This is a genomic window from Pseudomonas sp. 910_21 (assembly GCF_052850735.1).
This window is the reverse complement of record NZ_VXCY01000018.1, coordinates 1-19,265: the sequence shown is the minus strand read 5'-3', so window position 1 is coordinate 19,265 and position 19,265 is coordinate 1. Positions and strand designations below refer to the sequence as shown.

Below are 19,265 nucleotides of genomic sequence, written 5' to 3'. Positions count from 1 at the left end.
CATCGTCAAGATTAAATTCCGAAACCCCAATTGCGAAAGCAATTGGGGTTTTGTCTTTATATAGAAGTTACTGATTTTGCTGACACGTTCGACTCTTGAGTCCAACGGATCGGCCACAGAATTTCTTGACGACCATAGAGCGTTGGAACCACCTGATCCCATCCCGAACTCAGAAGTGAAACGATGCATCGCCGATGGTAGTGTGGGGTTTCCCCATGTTAGAGTAGGTCATCGTCAAGATTAAATTCCAAAACCCCTGTTTGCTAACGCAGACAGGGGTTTTGTTTTTACGCTCGATAAAGTCTGGGTAATCAAGTCGCAAAGTCCTGCAGAATCCCTGTAGCTGCTTTGAACAGACGGCTATTACCAAGGTTCGGCTTGATCCTCAATGTCGGGCTCTACGCCGTTTGCCGCTCCTGCGGGCAATCAACTTACGCCACCAGATATAGATGCCAGTAAGCGACAGCATTGCTATCAGTACACCCAATGCAGCAATGATCACCTGTCCCGTAAAACCGATGATCCTCCCGCCATGTATCGGTAATTGCAGCCGATAGAAGCGTTCTCCCAGAGTGCCCTGTCCCGCGATTTCCTGCCCCAGCAGATGTCCATTCGTACCGTGGAAGAACAACCAGGACTTACCATGGGCCTGGGTATCGTGCTGGCCAAAACCCGCCCCATAGAAGTTGTATTCAAAGCTGTAGTACAACTCACCGATTGTCTCCTTCAAATCCAATCGCCGTCCCTCTTCCACAGCCCGCTCATACGCTTGTTGATACGTCAGCCGAGTTACCCCAAGCTCCGCAGTCGACATTTGCCCACGGGCTTCATAGACACTCGGCTCGATAGGGGAGAACAAGGACACCACTGGTTTGAAGACCTGGCTCGGTAGATTCATGGCCACGCTGCTAATGGCGATCGGTAGCAGCAGCAACCATAGCCACAAGCCCCCTGCGCGATGCAGGTCGAAATTCAGGCGGTAGGCGTGTCCTCCCTTGATCTTCCAGGCGGTAGACCACTTGTGCCAGAACGGCCGACCACGGGGCAGCGTCAACAGCACGGCAACGAAGCAATCGATGACCCAGCCGATAGCCACCAACCCCATCAGCCAGAGCCCCCAATTACCGGGAAGGACCAGGTTGTAGTGGAGCTCAAGCAGAAACGGCACCAGATTCTCTCTCTGGAAGCAGCAGGCTCCCCAAAAGCGCTGTCCCCGTTGTTCAGCACTGACCGGATCCAGATAAAACACCTGATTGCGTTCGGCATAAGGCTTGCCAGTGGCAGGGTCCGTACGTGGTACCGCAGCCAGCAACGCAGTGTGTGTGGCCTCTTGCGGATATTCCATGTACCAGACCTGCAGCCGTGGATGCTCGGTCTGCACTCGATCCACCAGCGTTCCGGGTGCCAGTAACGGCCCATCTCCAGATACTTCATAGAACTGGGGATTGAGCCACCGATCCAGCTCGTGATGAAAGGCCAGGACACTTCCGGTCAACCCAGCCAGCAGTAGAAACAACGCAGTGGCCAAACCCATGTAGCGATGCAGCAGAACCAGAACAGCGCGCATTGAATGTTCCTGTACAAACGACAAAGCCAGCGGCTGTTTGCAGGCGCTGGCTTTGTGGAAGTCAATCTTGATTAGAACTGGTAGCTCACCGTGGCTGCGACGTTGCGCTCTTCACCCAGGTAGCAGTAACTCAGGCTCGCGCAGGACGCGACGTAGGACTCGTTGGTCAAATTGTTGGCATTCAGGCGCACATCCACCCCCTTCAAACCCACCTTGCCCAGGTCATAGCCGATGGAGGCGTCGAACAGGGTGTAGGCCGGCACCTTCATGGTGTTCTCGGCATCGGCCCAGCTGTACCCCACATAGCGCACTCCTCCTCCCAGGCGCAGCCCATCCAGGGTTGCACTGTCGAACCTGTAGTCGGCCCATAGCGAAGCCATCTGCCGTGGCGCCTGAGTAGGGGAGTTGCCCTTGTTCTCGATGATGTTGCCGGGGCTGCTCAGGGTGCTGACCATCGACTTCGAATACTGGATGTCGGTGAAGGTATAGCTGCTCAACAGTTTCAGGTTGTCGGTCAGTTGCATATGCGCTTCCAGTTCCAACCCCTGGGAACGAACGGCGCCGACTGCGCGGTAGAAATTTTCCTGCGGCAGTTTCGACGCCAGGTTCTCCTGGTCGATGCGAAACAGCGAGGCGGTGAACAGGTTTTCCGTACCGGGAGGCTGATACTTCAAGCCGGCTTCCCATTGAGTGCCGTCGGTAGGTGGCAGGGGATTACCGGCGCTGTCTGCGTAGGAGTTGGGGTTGAACGACTCGGAATAGCTGAGATAGGGCGCCAGACCGTTATCGAACAGATACAGCACTCCCGCGCGTCCAGTGAGTTTGGTGCGCTTGTCGCTGATCTCGGTGCCCAGGGGGCGCTTGTCTTCGGCCAGACGGTTTTCATCCGAGGTTTCCACCCAGTCCTGACGCAGCCCCAGGGAGAAGCGCCATTTATCCAGCTCGATCAGGTCCTGCAGGTATACGCCGGTCTGCTCCAGGCGCCGTACATAGCTGGTGTGACTGTAATAATCGATCGTCGAGTTGCCATAGATCGGGTTGAACGCGTTGATCGCCTGCAGCGTTCCCTGATCCCAGTCGACCACGGTCTTGCGCCGCTGATAGTCCGCTCCCAGGAGCATCGTGTGCTTGACGTCGCCAGTCAGGAATTCGGCTTGCAGCATGTTATCGACGATAAAGGAGTGCAGCTTTTCATTGCCTCCCGAGTAATAGCGCCTCAAGTCGTTGCTGGTGGCATTGGTCCAGCCATAGGCATACACCTGATCGAGCTTCACCTTGGAATCCAGGTAGCGGAAGTTCTGCCGGGCGGTGAAGACGTCGTTGAAGCGATGCTCGAACTGATAGCCGAACGACTGTTGATCGCGTTTGTAGCCATCGACGCCTGGCTCACCCTCGAAGAAGTGCTCGGAAATCCGCTGGCCATTGCGCTGGTTCAGCGTGCCGTTGGCCGGCATGCCGCCGTGGTAGCCGCCATCAGGATCATTTTGCAGGTAGGCCTGGAGCGTCAGGGATGTGTCGTCGCTGAAGTCGATGCTCAGAGTGGGAGCCAGGGCAAAGCGCTTTTCTTTTGTATGGTCGAACTGGGTGTCGGATTTGTCCGTCAGGCCGATCAGCCGATAGGCAATGCGCTTGTCATCATCCAGTGGACCGCTGAAGTCGAAGCCCAGACCTTGTTTGCCCTGGCTGCCTACGGTCGCCTGGATCTGGTGGTAGGGCTCGTACAGCGGCTTTTTGCTGGTCAGGGCCACCAGGCCACCGGGGGAGCTGCGGCCATAGAGTACCGACGACGGTCCCTTGAGGATGTCCACGCGCTCGAGGAAATAGGGATCGACCTGCATGCTGCTGTAGGTACCGCTGTCGCCCATGGACTTGAGGCCGTCGAGGTAGATGTTATCCACCGAGCCATCGTTGAAGCCGCGCATCGCCACATAATCGTAGCGATGGGTGGCGCCATAGGGGTTGGTCAGCACACCCGGGGTATAGCGCATGGCCTGGGCGACGGTTTGTGCACCCTGGTCGTCCAGTTGTTCGCGAGTCACCACCGACACGCTTTGCGAGGTTTCCAGCAACGCGGTACTGGTCTTGGTGGCGATCTGGCTGTGGGTCGCGTTGTAGCCGTCCATGCTGCCCAGGGCGTTACCCAGGGCGAAGCCTTTGACTTGCGTGGTCGGCAGTGACAGCGCGCTGCCTTGGGGCAGCGGGCGCAGGATATAGCTGCTGCCATCCTGGCTGACCGCCTCCAGCCCCGTGTCCTTGAGCAACTGGTTCAGGCCCTGGCTCACCGAATAGCTGCCCTGCAGTCCGGCAGAGTGTCGGCCCAGGGTCTGGGCCGGTGTGGTGGACAAGGTGATTGCTGCCTGCCGGGCAAATTGATTGAGCGCATCACCCAGGCTGCCCGGGGCAACGTTGTAGCTGTGGTGCGGTGCATCCGGGGCGGTGTCGGCGGCCTGTACGGTAGTGGCCACAAGTCCGAGGCCGATACTGGAGCACAGTAGGGCGGCGTGGATGGCTTGACGTAGAGTCGGGGCGCAGGAAGCGCTTGGGCGGTGATCGCGGAGGGTCATTGTAGGTTCCGTTGAAGTCGCAGGAAGCAGATTGAATTGCTTACTGACTAAGCCGGACGTCCAGACAAAACCCGCCAAAAAAACAGTTGGGTCGTGAAGTTCACACCACAGGTTCCAGGGTGACCCACCAGCGGGTGCGGTAACGCAGTTGCACCGGCAGGGTCTGGGGCAGGATGGCCAGCAGCTTCTCGGTATCCTCCAGGCGGAACACCCCGGACAGGCGCAGATGGGCAATGGTTGCCGCGCACCCCAGGTAACCATGGCGATAGCGACCGACTTCCTGCAGGAAGTCATCCAGGCGCATGTTGCGGGTCACGATCAGGCCATCGGCCCAGGCCCCCACGTCCATGGCCAGCGGTGCGGCCGGCTCCGCCAGTCGATGATTGATCCGATAGCTCTGCCCCGGACCGACCCGGGCGCTGCGACCCTCGGCAGCGTGCGGCGAATGAATGGCCACGCTGCCTTGGGTCACGCTCAGGCGGGTACAACGGTCATCCACGCGCACCACGAAACGGGCGTCGAAACCTTCCAGCAGAGCATGCCGGCTTTCCACCAGCAGTGGACGTTGAGTGCCCTGCTGATCGGTTCCACAGGCCACCATGATCTCGCCCCGACGCAGTTTGATCAGGCGCTGTTGTGCGTTGAAATTCAGGTCCGCGGCGCTGTCGGTATTGAGTTCCAGCCGGGTGCCGTCGGGCAGTTGGAAGCCTCGTTGTTCGCCCACGGCAGTGGCGAAGTCCGCGCTCCACTGCTGCCAGCCCAGTAGATCCTTGCCAACCCAGGCGCTGGAGCCCAGGAGCAGGGCGCCGCTCAACAGTTTCAGGGCCTGACGCCGGCCCAGGCGCTGGCTGCTGTTTTCCAGGGTGTGCAGCGCCACTTGGGCCCCAGGCACGGCTCGCAGATTGGCATTGAGCTCTTGGTGCAATGACTGCACCCGTTGCCAGGCCAGTTCATGCTCCTGGTGAGCGGCACGCCACAGATCGCACTGTTGCTGCAGTTTGGGATTGGCGCCGTTATTGCGCAGGCGCAGTAACCAGTTAATTGCCTGCTTGACCACCAGGTGATCTGGATTGGGCTTCAGGGGCAGGCTGCCGGAAAAGTTATCCACAGGCGTCAGCTCTCATAGCGCAGCAGGTAACAGTGATAGAGCGCTTGAGCCACATAGCGCTCCACAGTGCGCAGGGACAGAGACATCTGCTCGGCGATCTGCTTGTGGGTAAGTTCTTCGCACTGAGATAGAAGAAACGCCTGACGCACTTTCGGCTTTAGCCCCTCCAGCATCCGCGCAATGCTTTCCAGCAACTCCAGAATCAAGGCACGAGCCTCGGCACTTGGGGCTTCAGCCTCGGGCAGATGGGCGATGGTTTCCAGGTAAGCGCGTTCAATTTCCTCGCGGCGCCAGTGATCGATCACCAGCCCTCGGGCAATAGTGCGTAGAAAAGCTCGCGGTGCTTTGAGCTCCAGCCGTTCGGTTTTCTGCAACAGGCGTACGAAAGTGTCCTGGGCCAGATCAGCAGCATCCGCAGCGTTGCCCAGACGCTGACGCAGCCAACTGTTGAGCCAGCCGTGGTGATGGCTGTAGAGCGTCTGTACGGCGAACTCGGTTGATGACATGGAGCCGGACTGCCTGAGTGTCACAAATGATAATTAGTCGCATTGTCATTGAAGGATTATCGATTTGGCAACAAGCAAGGTGCTGTCGGTCATCTGAAAATGCGCGGCGGACGCTCTGGAATGCCGTTCGGCGGGATTCGGCAAATTCAGACGAGTAATTCAGATAAATCTCTAAGGGTTCGGGGAATCTTGCCGAAAGACTGATAAGACATGCGTGCACCAAAGTAGAGCGGCCAAAGAATGTCGCCTGCACTGTTACATGGAATGTTGCTTTACGGACGCATCCCCACTTTCGGCATAAGAAGTCCCATGAAATGAATCTCAAGTTCAGCCATAAAATCCTTTTGGCCGCCTCCGGCGTAGTGGTTCTGGCTTTTGCGTTGTTCACTTTGTACAACGACTACTTGCAGCGAAACACCATCCGACAGAACCTCGAGTCCTCCATCCAGCAGGCCGGTGAACTCACCTCCAGCAGTGTGCAGAACTGGATGAGCGGGCGGATCCTGGTGCTCGAGAACCTGGCGCAGAACGTCGCCCACCAAGGTCATAACGCAGACTTCCCTGGCCTGGTGGATCAGCCGGCCTTCACCTCTAACTTCCAGTTCACCTACGTCGGCCAATCCAACGGCACCTTCACCCAGCGTCCTGACGCGAAGATGCCCGACGGCTACGACCCGCGTCAGCGGCCCTGGTACAAACAGGCCGTGACCGCCGACAAAACCATGCTGACCCCGCCCTACATGGCGGCCGTCGGTGGTTTGGTGGTCACCATCGCCATGCCGGTGAAGAAGCAGGGGGAATTGCTGGGCGTGGTCGGTGGCGACCTGAGCCTGGAAACCCTGGTGAAGATCATCAACTCGGTGGACTTCGGCGGCCTGGGCCATGCCTTCCTGGTCAGCGCCGACGGTCAGGTGATCGTCAGCCCGGATAAAGACCAGGTGATGAAGAACCTCAAGGACATCTACCCCGGCGCCAATGTGCGGATCGCCAGCGGCAACCAGGAAGTGGTCCTGAACAAACAGGAACGCATCCTGTCCTTCACCCCGGTGACCGGCCTGCCGAATGCCGAGTGGTACATCGGGCTGTCCATCGACAAGGAAAAGGCCTACGCACCACTGAGCCAGTTCCGTACTTCCGCCTTGATCGCCATGTTTATCGCGGTGGCGGTGATTGCGGTACTGCTGACCCTGCTGATCCAGGTGCTGATGCGCCCGCTGATCACCATGGGCCGGGCGATGCAGGACATTGCCCAGGGCGAAGGCGACCTGACCCGGCGCCTGGTCGTGGAAAGCAAGGACGAGTTCGGCGAGTTGGGCAGTTCGTTCAACCAGTTCGTGGAGCGGATTCACGCCTCGATTTCCGAAGTGTCCTCGGCTACTCGTCAGGTGCATGACCTCTCGCAACGGGTGATGGCATCGTCCAACGCGTCGATCATCGGTTCCGATGAGCAGAGCGCCCGTACCAACAGCGTGGCCGCGGCGATCAACGAACTGGGTGCTGCCACCCAGGAAATCGCCCGCAACGCCGCTGATGCCTCGCAACATGCCAGTGGCGCCAGTGAACAGGCCGACGACGGTCGCCAGGTGGTGGAACAGACCATTCAGGCGATGACCGAGCTGTCGCAGAAGATCAGCCTGTCCTGCACCCAGATCGAGACCCTGAATGCCAGCACCGACAACATCGGGCACATTCTCGATGTGATCAAGGGCATCTCCCAGCAGACCAATCTGTTGGCCCTCAACGCTGCCATTGAAGCGGCCCGTGCCGGTGAAGCCGGCCGTGGTTTCGCCGTGGTGGCCGATGAGGTGCGTAACCTGGCCCACCGTACCCAGGAGTCGGCGGAAGAGATCCACAAGATGATCACCTCCCTGCAGGTCGGGTCTCGCGAGGCGGTCTCGACCATGAACGCCAGCCAGGTGTCCAGCGAAGAGAGCGTCGAAGTGGCCAACCAGGCCGGTGCACGCTTGGTCAGCGTGACTCAGCGGATCGGCGAGATCGATGGCATGAACCAGTCGGTGGCTGCGGCAACCGAGGAGCAGACCGCGGTGGTGGAGACCCTCAACGTCGACATCAACCAGATCAACCTGCTGAACCAGCAAGGCGTTGCCAACCTCAACGAAACCCTGAAGGACTGTGATGCACTGTCGCAACAGGCCAGCCGCCTGAAGCAACTGGTGGACAGCTTCAAGATCTGAGGCAATCCGTAACCGACCTCAAAGCCCGCTCCTGCATCACTGCAGGGCGGGCTTTTTCATGGGTGGCGCTCAGGCCAGGTGTTCCCCCAGCAGGCCCAGGTGCGTGTTGATCACCTGCAACAGGCGTTGGCGCTGGGACTTGATGAAGAAATGGTTGCCGGCCACTTCGATCAATTCGAATTCGCGCCCGGTGAACTCCCGCCAATTGAGCATATGGTCGGCTGTCGCCAGCGGGTCCTCGCTGCCATAGAAAGCCGTCAGCGGTATATCGAGGCAGCCGCTGGAGGTGTCGTACCAGGTTTCAAAGAGCTTCAGGCCGTTGCGCAGCAAGCGTTCGTAGGATTGCAGGTCGTTTTGCCCCCGGGGCATCTCCAGGGGGCTGGCGCCGAGGGTCAGGATCGCCTCGCGAAATGCCGCGATCGGCAGCGAGTGCAGCAAGGGCCGGCGGGGCAGGCTGTCGGGGCTGCGGCAGCCAGAGACGAACAGGTGGCGGGTCTGCTGTGGAAACCGCTCCTGGGCGTATTTGCAGGTTTCGTACGCCAGCAGTGCACCCAGGCCGTGGCCGAACAGCGCGTGGGGCTTGTCGAGCCAGGGATTGAGGGCGGCGAAGGTGTTTTCCAGCAGGCTCGGCCAGTTGTCACAGGGCGCTTCGTCGCGGCGCGGGCCGTGCCCCGGAAGGTTGATCACCACCAGCTCGATGTGATCGGCCAGGCTGTTGGACCATACCCGCAGTTGCTCCGCCGCCGCCCCGGCCTGGGGAAAGCAGATCAGGCGTATGCGGGTGGTTTGCCCTGAGTTGATCACCAGCGTCCATTGTCGGGTGTCGGTGTACACAGCTTTTCCTTAAGCAAGGTGGCCCGTGGGCGGGTTCTCGGTGCTGACAAGAGGCCGTTCGAGGGGGACGTCCCAGTCCGCGAATGGTTTCTAACATAGTGGCTGGCGTGGGTGAATGCACGTGACGACTGGGGAAATTCATGGGCTGTCACCCGCAGCGCAAATGCCACTTGAAGCTATTCTCTGAATGTTCCGTGCAGGCCCTTCCCTGGTGGCCGGTGATTGTAAGGTGCCATTGTTTTTTGTCGGGCCAGCCTTCACCATCAGCCGATTTACGACAGCTCCCATGGACTCATCGCATTGGCGGCACGTTTAGCTCTTTTTCGGACCTTGCGCTGGTTCTGCTCGGCACTGCTGCTGGCTGGCGCGCTGCTGGGCAGCCTGCACGCCGACTGGGACTTCTCCCTGATCAGCCGCCGTGCCACGGCGCTCTACGGTCCGCTGGGCGAAGGTCAGCAACGTATTGATGCCTGGCAGCACCTGCTGGCCACGCAGAAGCAGGTGTCCGAGCGCGAGCAGTTGAAAGTGGTCAACCTGTTCTTCAACAAGAACATGCGCTACATGGAAGATATCGATCTGTGGCGCCAGGTGGACTACTGGGAAACGCCGATCGAGGCGCTGTGGAAGGGCGCCGGCGACTGTGAGGACTATGCGATTGCCAAGTACTTCAGCCTGCGCCATCTCGGGGTGTCCAGTGACAAGCTGCGCATCACTTACGTCAAGGCCTTGCGCCAGAACCGCGCGCACATGGTCCTGACCTACTATTCCACTGCGGACGCCATGCCGCTGGTGCTCGACAGTTTGGAGGACTCGATCCGCCCGGCCAGCGAGCGAACCGACCTGCTGCCGGTGTACTCCTTCAATGCCGAAGGGTTGTGGCTGCCGGGCGCCAAGGGCAACAAGCGGGTCGGTGATACCAAGCGCCTGTCCCGTTGGCAGGACGTGTTGAAAAAAATGCAGGCCGAAGGTTTTCCGGTCGAGACGACTAACTAGGAGCACGAGCTCAGATGTCTTTGTTCAAACAACTGTTGATCGCAATCTGTGTGTTCCTGGTGGTCGCCTTCAGTGGCAGCTTCATGGTCAGCCTGGAAAGCTCGCGCACCCAGTATGTCAATCAGCTGCGCTCCCATGCCCAGGACGCGGCCACGGCCCTGGCCTTGTCGCTGACACCCAACATCGACGATCCGGCGATGGTCGAGTTGATGGTCAGTTCGATCTTCGACAGCGGCTACTACGCCAGCATCCGGGTGGTGGACCTGGCCACGGACAAGACCATCGTCGAGCGCAGCGGCATCCCGGAAGTCAGCAATGTGCCCCAGTGGTTCGTCAAACTCATCGGCCTGGAGCCGGCCGGCGGTGACGCCATCGTCAGTCGCGGCTGGGAGCAGGCGGCGCGTGTCGAGGTGCTCAGCCATCCGATGTTCGCCGTCGCCAAGCTCTGGCAGAGCGCCCTGGGCAGCCTGGGCTGGCTGTTGATCTGCGGTGCGGTGAGTGCGGTGCTCGGAGCCCTGTTGCTGCGACGCCAGCTCAAGCCCTTGGACTACATGGTCCAGCAGTCCCATGCCATTGCCCGCCGCGAGTTTCTCAGCCTGCCGCAACTGCCCCGCACCCCGGAGCTGCGCCGGGTGGTGCAGGCGATGAACCAGATGGTGGAGAAGCTCAAGGCGTTGTTCCAGGAGCAGGCCGAGCGCAGTGAAAAACTGCGCATCGAGTCTTATCAGGACAGCCTGACCGGGCTGGCCAATCGACGTTATTTCGAAATGCAACTGCATGCCCGGGTGAGCAACCCGGAGCAGGCCAGCTCCGGTTACCTGCTGCTGTTGCGGGTCAAGGACCTGGCCGGCCTGAACCAGCGCCTGGGGGGCCAACGCACCGACCAACTGCTGCAAGCGGTAGGGGAGCAATTGCTGCGCGAGTGCAACAAGTACCCTGAAACCCACAACCTGGTGACCCGGGTCCGCGGTGGCGAGTTCGCCGTGCTGGCGCCGGGCCTGGTGCGCGAGGAAGCCATCCAGCTGGCCCAAAGCCTGGACAGCGCCCTGGGCAACCTGCATGCCACTGGCGCCACCGACGTTGCCGCAGTGGCCTCCATCGGTCTGGCGGCCTTTGCCCACGGAGATTCGCCACAAGCGGTGCTCAGCCTCGGCGATCAGGCCCTGGCCCAGGCCGAAGCCCAGGGCGAGACCAACTGGGCCTGTCTGGATCAGGGGGGCGGAGCTCAAGTCGGGGATGATCACCATGCCTGGCACCGGCTGCTGGACCGCGCGCTGTCGGAGCAACGCTTCCAGCTGTACTTCCAGCCGGTGGTGGCGGCCCAGGACACCACGCTGGTGCTGCATTACAAGGTTCTGTCGCGGCTACTGGACGAGCAGGGCCAGACCATCCCGGCCGGGCGTTTCCTACCCTGGTTGGAGCGTTTTGGCTGGACCTCGCGCCTGGACCTGCTGATGTTGGAGCAGGTGTTGAAGCAGATGGTCGGACATGACGACAGCCTGGCGCTGAACCTGTCGGCGGCCACCCTGGAAGACCCTCAGGCCCTGAACCGGGTCTTCGAGATTCTTCGCCAGCACTCTGACCTGGGGCCGCGCCTGACCCTGGAAATCGGTGAGGAACAGCTGCCTGAGCAGATCCAGCTGGAACAGTTGACCCGGCGCCTGCGGGAACTGGGCTTCTCCCTCAGTCTGCAACGCTTTGGTGGGCGCTTCAGCATGATCGGCAACCTGGCGCGCCTGGGCCTGGCCTATCTGAAGATCGACGGCAGCTACATCCGCGACATCGATCAGGAAAGCGACAAGCGCCTGTTTATCGAGGCTATCCAGCGGGCAGCCCACAGCATCGACCTGCCGCTGATTGCCGAGCGGGTCGAGACCCAGGGCGAGCTGCAGGTGATTCGCGAGATGGGGCTATATGGCGTGCAGGGGCAATTGTTCGGCGAGCCGGCGCCTTGGGGTTGAACGTGCATTCGCCGGCAAGCCGGCTTCTACAGGCGAGGGGCGTTCAGATCAAACCGGTTTCATCATCATTGATCAGCCGGCTGAGTCCACCCAGGGCCTCACGGGCCTGGCTGCGATCCATCAGCTTGGCCTGAGCCGCCGCCGGCAGGTCGGTGACGCGAATCACGCCCTTGCTGGTCAGGACCTGAATCAGGTCGTCCAGCACCCGGATCATTTCCAGGTCACTCTGCTTGAGCTGCTTGAGGCTGACTTCCACCGCCTCGTTGGCGTACCAGGTCTGGATCTCGTGGTGATCGGCGGGCAGCGTCTCGGTAGCCTCGGCGTAAGCGGCGGCTTCCACGCGAATCAGCTGACCTTGCGCATCGCGTTGCACGTAGAACATGGCAAATCCCTCAGGCTTTTTTTTCGGCATCCGGCTGTCAGCAGCATAGGCCAGCGCAGCATTCAGAGCGCGAGTATGCGGTGCGCCGCGACAATCGTCACGGCGCAGGCTGTTTGCCAGGACCCGGCAACCACCCGCCAGGGGGGGCTGCCAGGAGCCGATCAGCTGTTGTTGTGATCGATCTTGATGGTCGGGTCGCTGCCGGCGATCAACGAATTGATGTTGGCGTTGGACCAGTTGTTGCCTTCCAGCTTGATCGTCACGTCGGCGTTGGCCAGGCCCCCGGCGGCGTTGAGCTTGCCCTCGGAGCTGACCTGCAGGGTCGAGACCCCGTCCACGGTGGTGATCTTGAGGAAGTTGTCGATGGTGCTGGCGCTCTCGCCCTGCAGCAGATCCCGCAGGTCGATACGGTCACCTTCGCTGGCCTTGAAGTCCTTGATCACGTCGTTGCCGGTATCGCCGGCTTTCCAGACGAAGGTATCGGCCCCCGATCCGCCGATCAGGATGTCGTTGCCCTGGCCGCCGATCAGGGTGTCGTTGCCGGTGCCCCCCAGCAGGATGTCATTGCCCTTGCCGCCGTCCAGCGTGTCGTTGCCGCCCTGGCCGAAGAGAATGTCATTGCCGGCGCCGCCCAGCAGGGTGTCGTTGCCGTCGTGGCTGCCGGACACATCGAACTCGGTGTAGTGCTCGGTGATGTACTGGTGCACGTTGCTGGTGGTGACCTTGCTCACATCGACCCCGCTCTGCTTGGCCACGTAGGCCTGCATGGCCTGGTAACCCTCGCCGGCGATGCCGTTGAAGCTCACCAGGTCGCCGAACAGGATGTCGTTGCCGTCGCCGCCGCTGACCTTGTCGGCCCCCGGCATGGTGGCTTCGGTATGACCGATGATCGAGTTGGCCAGGTCGGCCGGGTCGATGTTGGTCTGCGGCTTGCCGTCACTGTCGTAGGGCTTGAGGTCGTTGAGACTGACACCACTGTTGATACCGATGGCTTCGACGTTCGACAGGCCGCTGAGCAGGGCAAAGCCGCTGCTGGAGTTGGTGGAGGTGTAGTAATCGGTGCTGCTGCCGGAGCCGGCCAGGTTCGACAGCTCGTAGGTGCCGTCACCCTGGGCGTGCAGGGTGCCCAGGGTCTTGCTGCTCCAGCCCCAGCCATTGTTGGTCTGCAGGATCGTCGTGCCATCGCTGGCGACGCTCAGGTAGTGTGAGTTGTCGAGGTACTTGCCGAAGGTATCCCCCAGCTTGTAGTTGCTGGTGGTCACCACATCGTCGAGGCGCACGTTGCCGTACAGCGTCGGGTTGGTCTGCTCGCCGCTCTGGTAGTAGGTCGGCTTACCGTCGGTAATGAAGTACGTCAGGTTGGTGGCGTTGCTGTTGCCGGTGGCCTGGCTGCTCTGGAAGAAGTTGGCCGTGGCCTTGAACACGTCTTCATAGTTGGTGCCGCCGCCGGAAGCCATCGAATCCAGCACGGCCTTGAGCTGGGCCAGGGCGTTCGGGTCGTTGAGGTTCACCGACACCGACTTGTTGACCTGGGTATCGAAGTCGGCAAGGAAGATGTTCACGGTGCCCGAGCCGGCGCTGCCGATACTGTTCTTCAGGGTATTGAAGACCGAGGTCAGGGAGTTCTTGGCCGCGGTGATCGAGGCGCTGCTCATACTGCCCGAGGTGTCCACCATGAAGGCAATGTTGTAGTTGGTGCCCGGGACCACGGTCAGGCCGCCGATGTCGGCGACCACGATGTCGTTGCCGTCGGTACCGGTGACGGTATCGTCGCCGGAGGTGGCGACCACCGCGTTGTAGGTTGCCGGGTAGACCTTGACCGGGATCTGCGCCGAAGTGCTGGCAGAACCGCCCAGGGACTCGGTGGAGGTCGAGGTCACGTTGAGGTTGAACGTGCCGTTGTAGTAAGGCGGCGGGGTGACCGTCAGGTTGCCCAGGTTCCAGCCGGTGACATTGGCTTCGCCGGAGGTCGCGGTGGCGGTGAAGGTATGCCCGGCGCCATCGCTGAGGACCGAACCGGCAGGAATGCCGCTGATCTTCACGCTCAGGGTTTCCGAGCCGTCGGTATCGGTCAGGCCGGTGCTGATCTTCGCCAGATGCACGCTGCCGCCTTCGCCGCCTTCGTTGAGCTTGTAACCGTCGTAGTAACCCTCACCGTTGGTGCCGTGCAGGTCGGATACCGAAACCCCGGCGTTGGTCAGGTCGGTGACGCCGGTGTACAGCGGCACGCCGGCGTTGCTCAGGTCTACCGCGGCGCCGCCATTGACCGAGAGGTTGACGTCGTAAGCGCCCGGACCACTCTGGTTATGGTGGTAGATGTCGATGGTGTAGTAGCCGCTGGTGGTCGGGGTGAAGGTACCGTTGAGGTTACCGCCCGCGCCCCAGGTGGTGCTGGCCACGTTCTTGCCACCGATGGTCACCAGCAGGCTGTCGTCGCCGGTGCCGGAGAAGGTGTAGGCCTTGCCGGCTTCCAGGTAGATCAGGCCGGAGGTCTTCGATGCGGTGCCCGGGGTGATGTTGCCGTCGGACTGGACGTTGGTCGCCAGGCTGCTGCTGTTAGGCGTGCCGGCAGCATCAATGACCGATTTCAGAGTGCTGGCGGACGCGCCGCTGCCGTCGGTGCCCAGGCCGCTGAGGCCGGTCCAGACTTCCTTGAGCAGACCGACCGAGTTCACATTGTTGCCCGCCACGCTCAGGGTCGGGGCATCGGCCACTGGGGTGATGTCGACCGTGACCGTACTGGTGCTGCCCAGGGCCTGGCCATCGGTTGGCTGGAACTTGATCTGGGCGTAATCCGCCTGCTGGTTGCCTACGCCGCTGCCGCCGTAGCCATTGGTGCCGGATTCATTGGCGTCCGGCGTGAAGCGCAGTTTGCCGGCATCGATATCGGCCTTGCTGAAGGTCTGGTTGTTGGCCACGTCCTTCCAGGTCGAACCGTCCAGGTACTGCAGTTTGCCTTCACCCGGTAGTTGGGTGATTTTCACCCCGAGGTTGGCCGCCGGGCTGTCGACGTCGCTGACGCCGAAGTTGGACCAGGTCAGGGCCAGCGGCGTGTCTTCGGTACCGGTGACAGCGCCGCCGGTGGCGGTTGGGGCATCGTTCACCGCCACCACATTGACCGTGGTGGTGGCGACGTTGGAGTAGTTGCCGCCGTCGGTCACGGTCACGGTGATGGTCCGTGGCGTGGTGCTCGGGTCTTCACTGTTGTTGGTGAAGGTGATGTTCTTGATCTGCTGCATGTAGTCGGCCAGCGTCGCGTTGCCCGACAGGGTCAGGGTGATCGAACCGTCCTTGCTGTTGGCATTGATGTTGATGCCGTTGACGCTGTTGCCCAGGTTCAGCGAGTCCCCCGGCTGACGGTTGGTCAGCACGATGGTGGCGCCGGTGAGCAGGGTGCTGTCCGGATCGGTGATGCTCAGGTCGGTGTCGGCGATCGACACGCCAGGGCCTGCGGTGCCTTCGGTGAAGGTGACCTTGTAGTCGGCTCCGGTGGCGCCGCTGGAGTTGTTGGCATCCAGGTCGATGACCGGTGGCGCATCGTTGTCGATGATCGAGGTGGTGACGGTATTGTTGCTGCCCACCACCAGATTCTCGAAGTTGCCGCCGGTGGCCGAGTCGATCTTGACCGTGAAGTTTTCCGTGCCTTCGGTGATCTTGTCGTCAAGGGTGGCGACGTTGAAGGTGGCGCTGCTGGCGCCGGCCGGGATCTTCACGGTGTACACGCCGCTGAAGTCCGAGCCGTCGGTGGCGGTGCCGCTGTAGCTGATCTTCAGGGTGACTTCGGTTTGCGCCGGGTGGGTCAGGCTCACGGTGTAGCTGGCGGTCTGGCCTTCGGTGACCGAGGTGCTGCCGCTGATGCCCACCGAGGTGGTATCGACAGTATCGGTGACGTTGGTCACGGCTGGCGTGGTGTCTGGTACCAGCTTCTCGAAGTTGCCGCCGGTGGCGCCGGTAATGGACGCATTGACCTTGCCGGCGTCGATGTAGACGTCATCTGCCGGTGCCGGGACGGTGACCGTGCCGGTGGTTTTACCGGCTTCGATATGGATCACCGCACCGTTGTTCAGGGTCACGGTAACCGGCGAGCCGGCAGCATTGCTCAGGGTTGCGGTGTAGACGATGGAGCCGCCCTCGGCCACGGTGCCGGTGGCACTGAGGCTGACGCTGGTGGTGTCGACGGTGTCGGTCACGGTGGTGCTGACCGGGGTCTTGTCGGCCACGAGATTTTCGTAGTTGCCGCCGCTGACGTTGGTGATGGAGTTGGTCAGCGGAGTGTGGCCGACCAGAACGTCGTTAGGCGCGCTGATGCTCACCGAACCGGTGGTTTCGCCGACCGGGATGGTGATCTTCTCGCCATTGGCCAGGTTCACGGTGACGGGCGAACCGGTCACTGGAGCGCTAACGGTGGCGGTGTAAGTGACGTTGCCACCCTCGGCAGCCGAAGGCGTGGCCTTCAGCGTGACGGTGGAGTTGTCGATGGTGTCGGTGACATCGGTCACGGCTGGCGTGGTGTTCGGCACCAGCTTCTCGAAGTTGCCACCTTCGGCCTTGGTGATAGTGGCCTCGACCTTGCCTGCATCCTTGTAAACATCATCGGTTGGCGCCGCGACGGTGGCGGTACCAGTAGTCGCACCTGCGGCGATGGTGATTACTGCACCATTGCTCAAGGTCACGGTGACCGGAGTGCCTGCAGCATTGCTCAGTGTGGCGGTGTAAACGATGGAACCACCCTCGGCCACGGTGCCGGTGGCACTGAGGCTGACACTGGTGGTGTCGACGGTGTCGGTCACGGTGGTGCTGACCGGGGTCTTGTCGGCCACGAGATTTTCGTAGTTGCCGCCGCTGACGTTGGTGATGGAGTTGGTCAGTGGAGTGTGACCGACCAATACGTCGTTCGGTGCGCTGATGCTCACCGAACCGGTGGTTTCGCCGACCGGGATGGTGATTTTCTCGCCATTGGCCAGGTTCACGGTGACAGGCGAACCGGTCACTGGAGCACTAACGGTGGCAGTGTAAGTGACGTTGCCACCCTCGGCAGCCGAAGGCGTGGCCTTCAGCGTGACGGTGGAGTTGTCGATGGTGTCAGTCACATCGGTCACGGCTGGCGTGGTGTTCGGCACCAGCTTCTCGAAGTTGCCACCTTCGGCCTTGGTGATGGTGGCCTCGACCTTGCCGGCGTCTTTGTAGACATCGTCGGCTGGTGCGGGGACGGTCACGGTGCCAGTGGTTTTACCGGCCTCGATATGGATCACGGCACCGTTGCTCAGAGTCACGGTGACCGGAGTGCCGGCAGCGTTGGTCAGGGTCGCGGTGTAGGTGATCTGGCCACCCTCAGCCACGGTACCGGTGGCACTGAGGCTGAGATTGGTGGTGTCGACGGTGTCGGTGACCGAGGTCTGGGCCGGTTTGTCGCTGATAGCCAGTTTTTCGTAGTTGCCGCCATCGGCCCTGGTAATGGTAGTGCTCAGGGAACTGCCACCGGCCAGAGCGTCGTTCGGCGCCGTGAAATTGACCGAAGCCTGGCTTTCACCGACTGGGATGGTGATGGTCTGACCGTTCGACAGGGTCACTACTACTGGCGAGCCAGTCACCGGCGCGGTGACCGATGCGGTGTACACCACGGTTCCACCTTCGGCCACGCTTGGCGTGGCGGTCAGGCTCACCGTCGACGTATCGATAGTATCGGTGACATCAGTCACGGCTGGAGCCGGGTTGGTGACCAGGTGCTCGAAATTGCCGCCGTCAGCTTTGGTGATGGAGGCTTCGACCTTGCCGGCGTCCTTATAAACATCATCGGCCGGGGCGGCGACAGTCGCGGTGCCGGAAGTGGCGCCTGCGGCGATGGTGATCACTGCGCCATTGCTCAACGTCACGGTGACCGGAGTCCCGGCCGCATTGCTCAGTGTTGCGGTGTAGACAATGGAGCCGCCTTCAGCCACGGAATCGGTAGCGGTCAGGCTCAGCGTCGTTGTATCCGGCGTATCGGTAACCGTGGTTTCAGCCGGTTTGTCACTGATATCCAACTTCTCGTAATTGCCACCGTCGGTCTTGGTGATGGTGGTGCTCAGGGAGCTACCGCCAGCCAAGGCATCGTTCGGTGCGGTGAAATTCACGCTGCCGGAGGACTCGCCCACCGGAATGGTGATGGTCTGGCCGTTGGACAGGGTGACCACGACCGGCGAGCCAGTCACTGGCGCGGTGACCGATGCGGTGTACACCACGATGCCGCCTTCGGCCACGCTTGGCGTAGCAGTCAGTGAAACGGTGCTGGTGTCGATGGTATCGGTGACATCAGTCACAGCTGGAGCTGGGTTGGTGACCAGGTTTTCGAAGTTGCCACCGTCCGCTTTGGTGATGGTGGCTTCGACTTTGCCGGCGTCTTTGTAGACGTCGTCGGCTGGTGCCGCAACAGTGGCGGTGCCAGTGGTGGCACCGGCAGCGATGGTGATCACCGCGCCGTTAGACAGGGTTACGGTAACCGGTGTGCCAGCTGCATTGGTCAGGGTGGCGGTGTAAACGATGGAACCACCTTCGGCCACGGAGTCGGTAGCGGTCAGGCTCAGGGTGGTGGTGTCCGGCGTATCGGTGACAGCGGTCTCAGCGGGTTTATCGCTGATCTCCAGTTTTTCGTAGTTGCCACCGTCCGCTTTGGTGATGGTGGTGCTCAGGGAGCTGCCGCCAGCCAGGGCGTCATTCGGTGCAGTGAAGTTCACGCTGCCGGAAGACTCGCCCACCGGAATGGTGATGGTCTGGCCGTTGGACAGGGTCACCACAACCGGCGAGCCGGTCACCGGCGCGGTGACCGACGCGGTGTAAACCACGGTGCCGCCTTCGGCGACGCTCGGGGTAGCGGTCAGGCTGACGGTGGACGTGTCGATGGTGTCAGTGACGTCGGTGACGGCAGGGGCTGGATTGGTGACCAGGTTTTCGAAGTTGCCGCCATCCGCTTTGGTGATAGTGGCTTCGACTTTGCCCGCATCTTTGTAAACGTCATCGGCAGGCGCAGGCACTGTGGCGGTGCCCGAAGTAGCGCCCGCGGCGATGGTGATCACCGCACCGTTAGACAGGGTCACGGTCACTGGCGTACCAGCGGCATTGGTCAAGGTGGCGGTGTAGACAATAGAGCCGCCTTCAGCCACAGAATCGGTAGCCGAG

Annotated in this window: 9 protein-coding genes, 1 rRNA gene and 2 pseudogenes; 5 read left to right on the top strand and 7 right to left on the bottom strand. The window is 61.2% G+C overall.

Annotated features, from left to right (window positions below):
• Positions 1-124 precede the first annotated feature (124 nt).
• Positions 125-240: ribosomal RNA gene (gene rrf / locus FW796_RS31695) — 5S ribosomal RNA — on the top strand.
• 145 nt (positions 241-385) lie between these two features.
• Here the strand turns inward: rrf and FW796_RS31690 are convergent.
• The 4 genes from FW796_RS31690 to FW796_RS31675 form a co-directional block, all read right to left on the bottom strand.
• Positions 386-1,567, bottom strand: coding sequence for a PepSY-associated TM helix domain-containing protein (locus tag FW796_RS31690; protein WP_446440685.1), 1,182 nt, complete (start codon positions 1,565-1,567; stop codon positions 386-388).
• 71 nt (positions 1,568-1,638) lie between these two features.
• A complete protein-coding gene (locus FW796_RS31685) occupies positions 1,639-4,131 on the bottom strand; it encodes a TonB-dependent siderophore receptor (protein ID WP_446440684.1) in 2,493 nt (830 codons plus the stop codon).
• Between the two features lie 100 nt (positions 4,132-4,231).
• Positions 4,232-5,239, bottom strand: a complete 1,008-nt coding sequence (locus FW796_RS31680) for a FecR domain-containing protein (protein WP_404938001.1) — start codon at positions 5,237-5,239, stop codon at positions 4,232-4,234.
• A 5-nt stretch (positions 5,240-5,244) separates the two neighbouring features.
• Positions 5,245-5,745, bottom strand: coding sequence for a sigma-70 family RNA polymerase sigma factor (locus FW796_RS31675; protein WP_346634000.1), 501 nt, complete (start codon positions 5,743-5,745; stop codon positions 5,245-5,247).
• A gap of 314 nt (positions 5,746-6,059) precedes the next feature.
• Here FW796_RS31675 and FW796_RS31670 point away from each other — a divergent pair.
• Positions 6,060-7,085, top strand: a pseudogene (locus FW796_RS31670) (HAMP domain-containing protein); the annotation flags it as partial.
• Positions 7,086-7,154: 69 nt separating this feature from the next.
• A complete protein-coding gene (locus FW796_RS31665) occupies positions 7,155-7,940 on the top strand; it encodes a methyl-accepting chemotaxis protein (protein WP_402893213.1) in 786 nt (261 codons plus the stop codon).
• Positions 7,941-8,009: 69 nt separating this feature from the next.
• Here FW796_RS31665 and FW796_RS31660 read toward each other — a convergent pair whose 3' ends face one another.
• A complete protein-coding gene (locus tag FW796_RS31660) occupies positions 8,010-8,774 on the bottom strand; it encodes a thioesterase II family protein (protein ID WP_346634002.1) in 765 nt (254 codons plus the stop codon).
• A 300-nt stretch (positions 8,775-9,074) separates the two neighbouring features.
• On the opposite strand from FW796_RS31660, the gene lapG reads away from it, so the two are divergent.
• Both lapG and lapD read left to right on the top strand, forming a co-directional pair.
• Complete coding sequence (lapG, locus tag FW796_RS31655) at positions 9,075-9,767, top strand: cysteine protease LapG (protein WP_346634003.1); 693 nt, start codon at positions 9,075-9,077, stop codon at positions 9,765-9,767.
• Positions 9,768-9,781: 14 nt separating this feature from the next.
• Complete coding sequence (lapD, locus tag FW796_RS31650; protein WP_346634004.1) at positions 9,782-11,728, top strand: cyclic di-GMP receptor LapD; 1,947 nt, start codon at positions 9,782-9,784, stop codon at positions 11,726-11,728.
• 43 nt (positions 11,729-11,771) lie between these two features.
• On the opposite strand, the gene FW796_RS31645 is transcribed toward lapD, so the two are convergent.
• A complete protein-coding gene (locus tag FW796_RS31645; RefSeq protein ID WP_346634005.1) occupies positions 11,772-12,110 on the bottom strand; it encodes a tryptophan synthase subunit beta in 339 nt (112 codons plus the stop codon).
• A 161-nt stretch (positions 12,111-12,271) separates the two neighbouring features.
• A pseudogene (locus FW796_RS31640) lies at positions 12,272-19,265 on the bottom strand (LapA family giant adhesin); the annotation flags it as partial.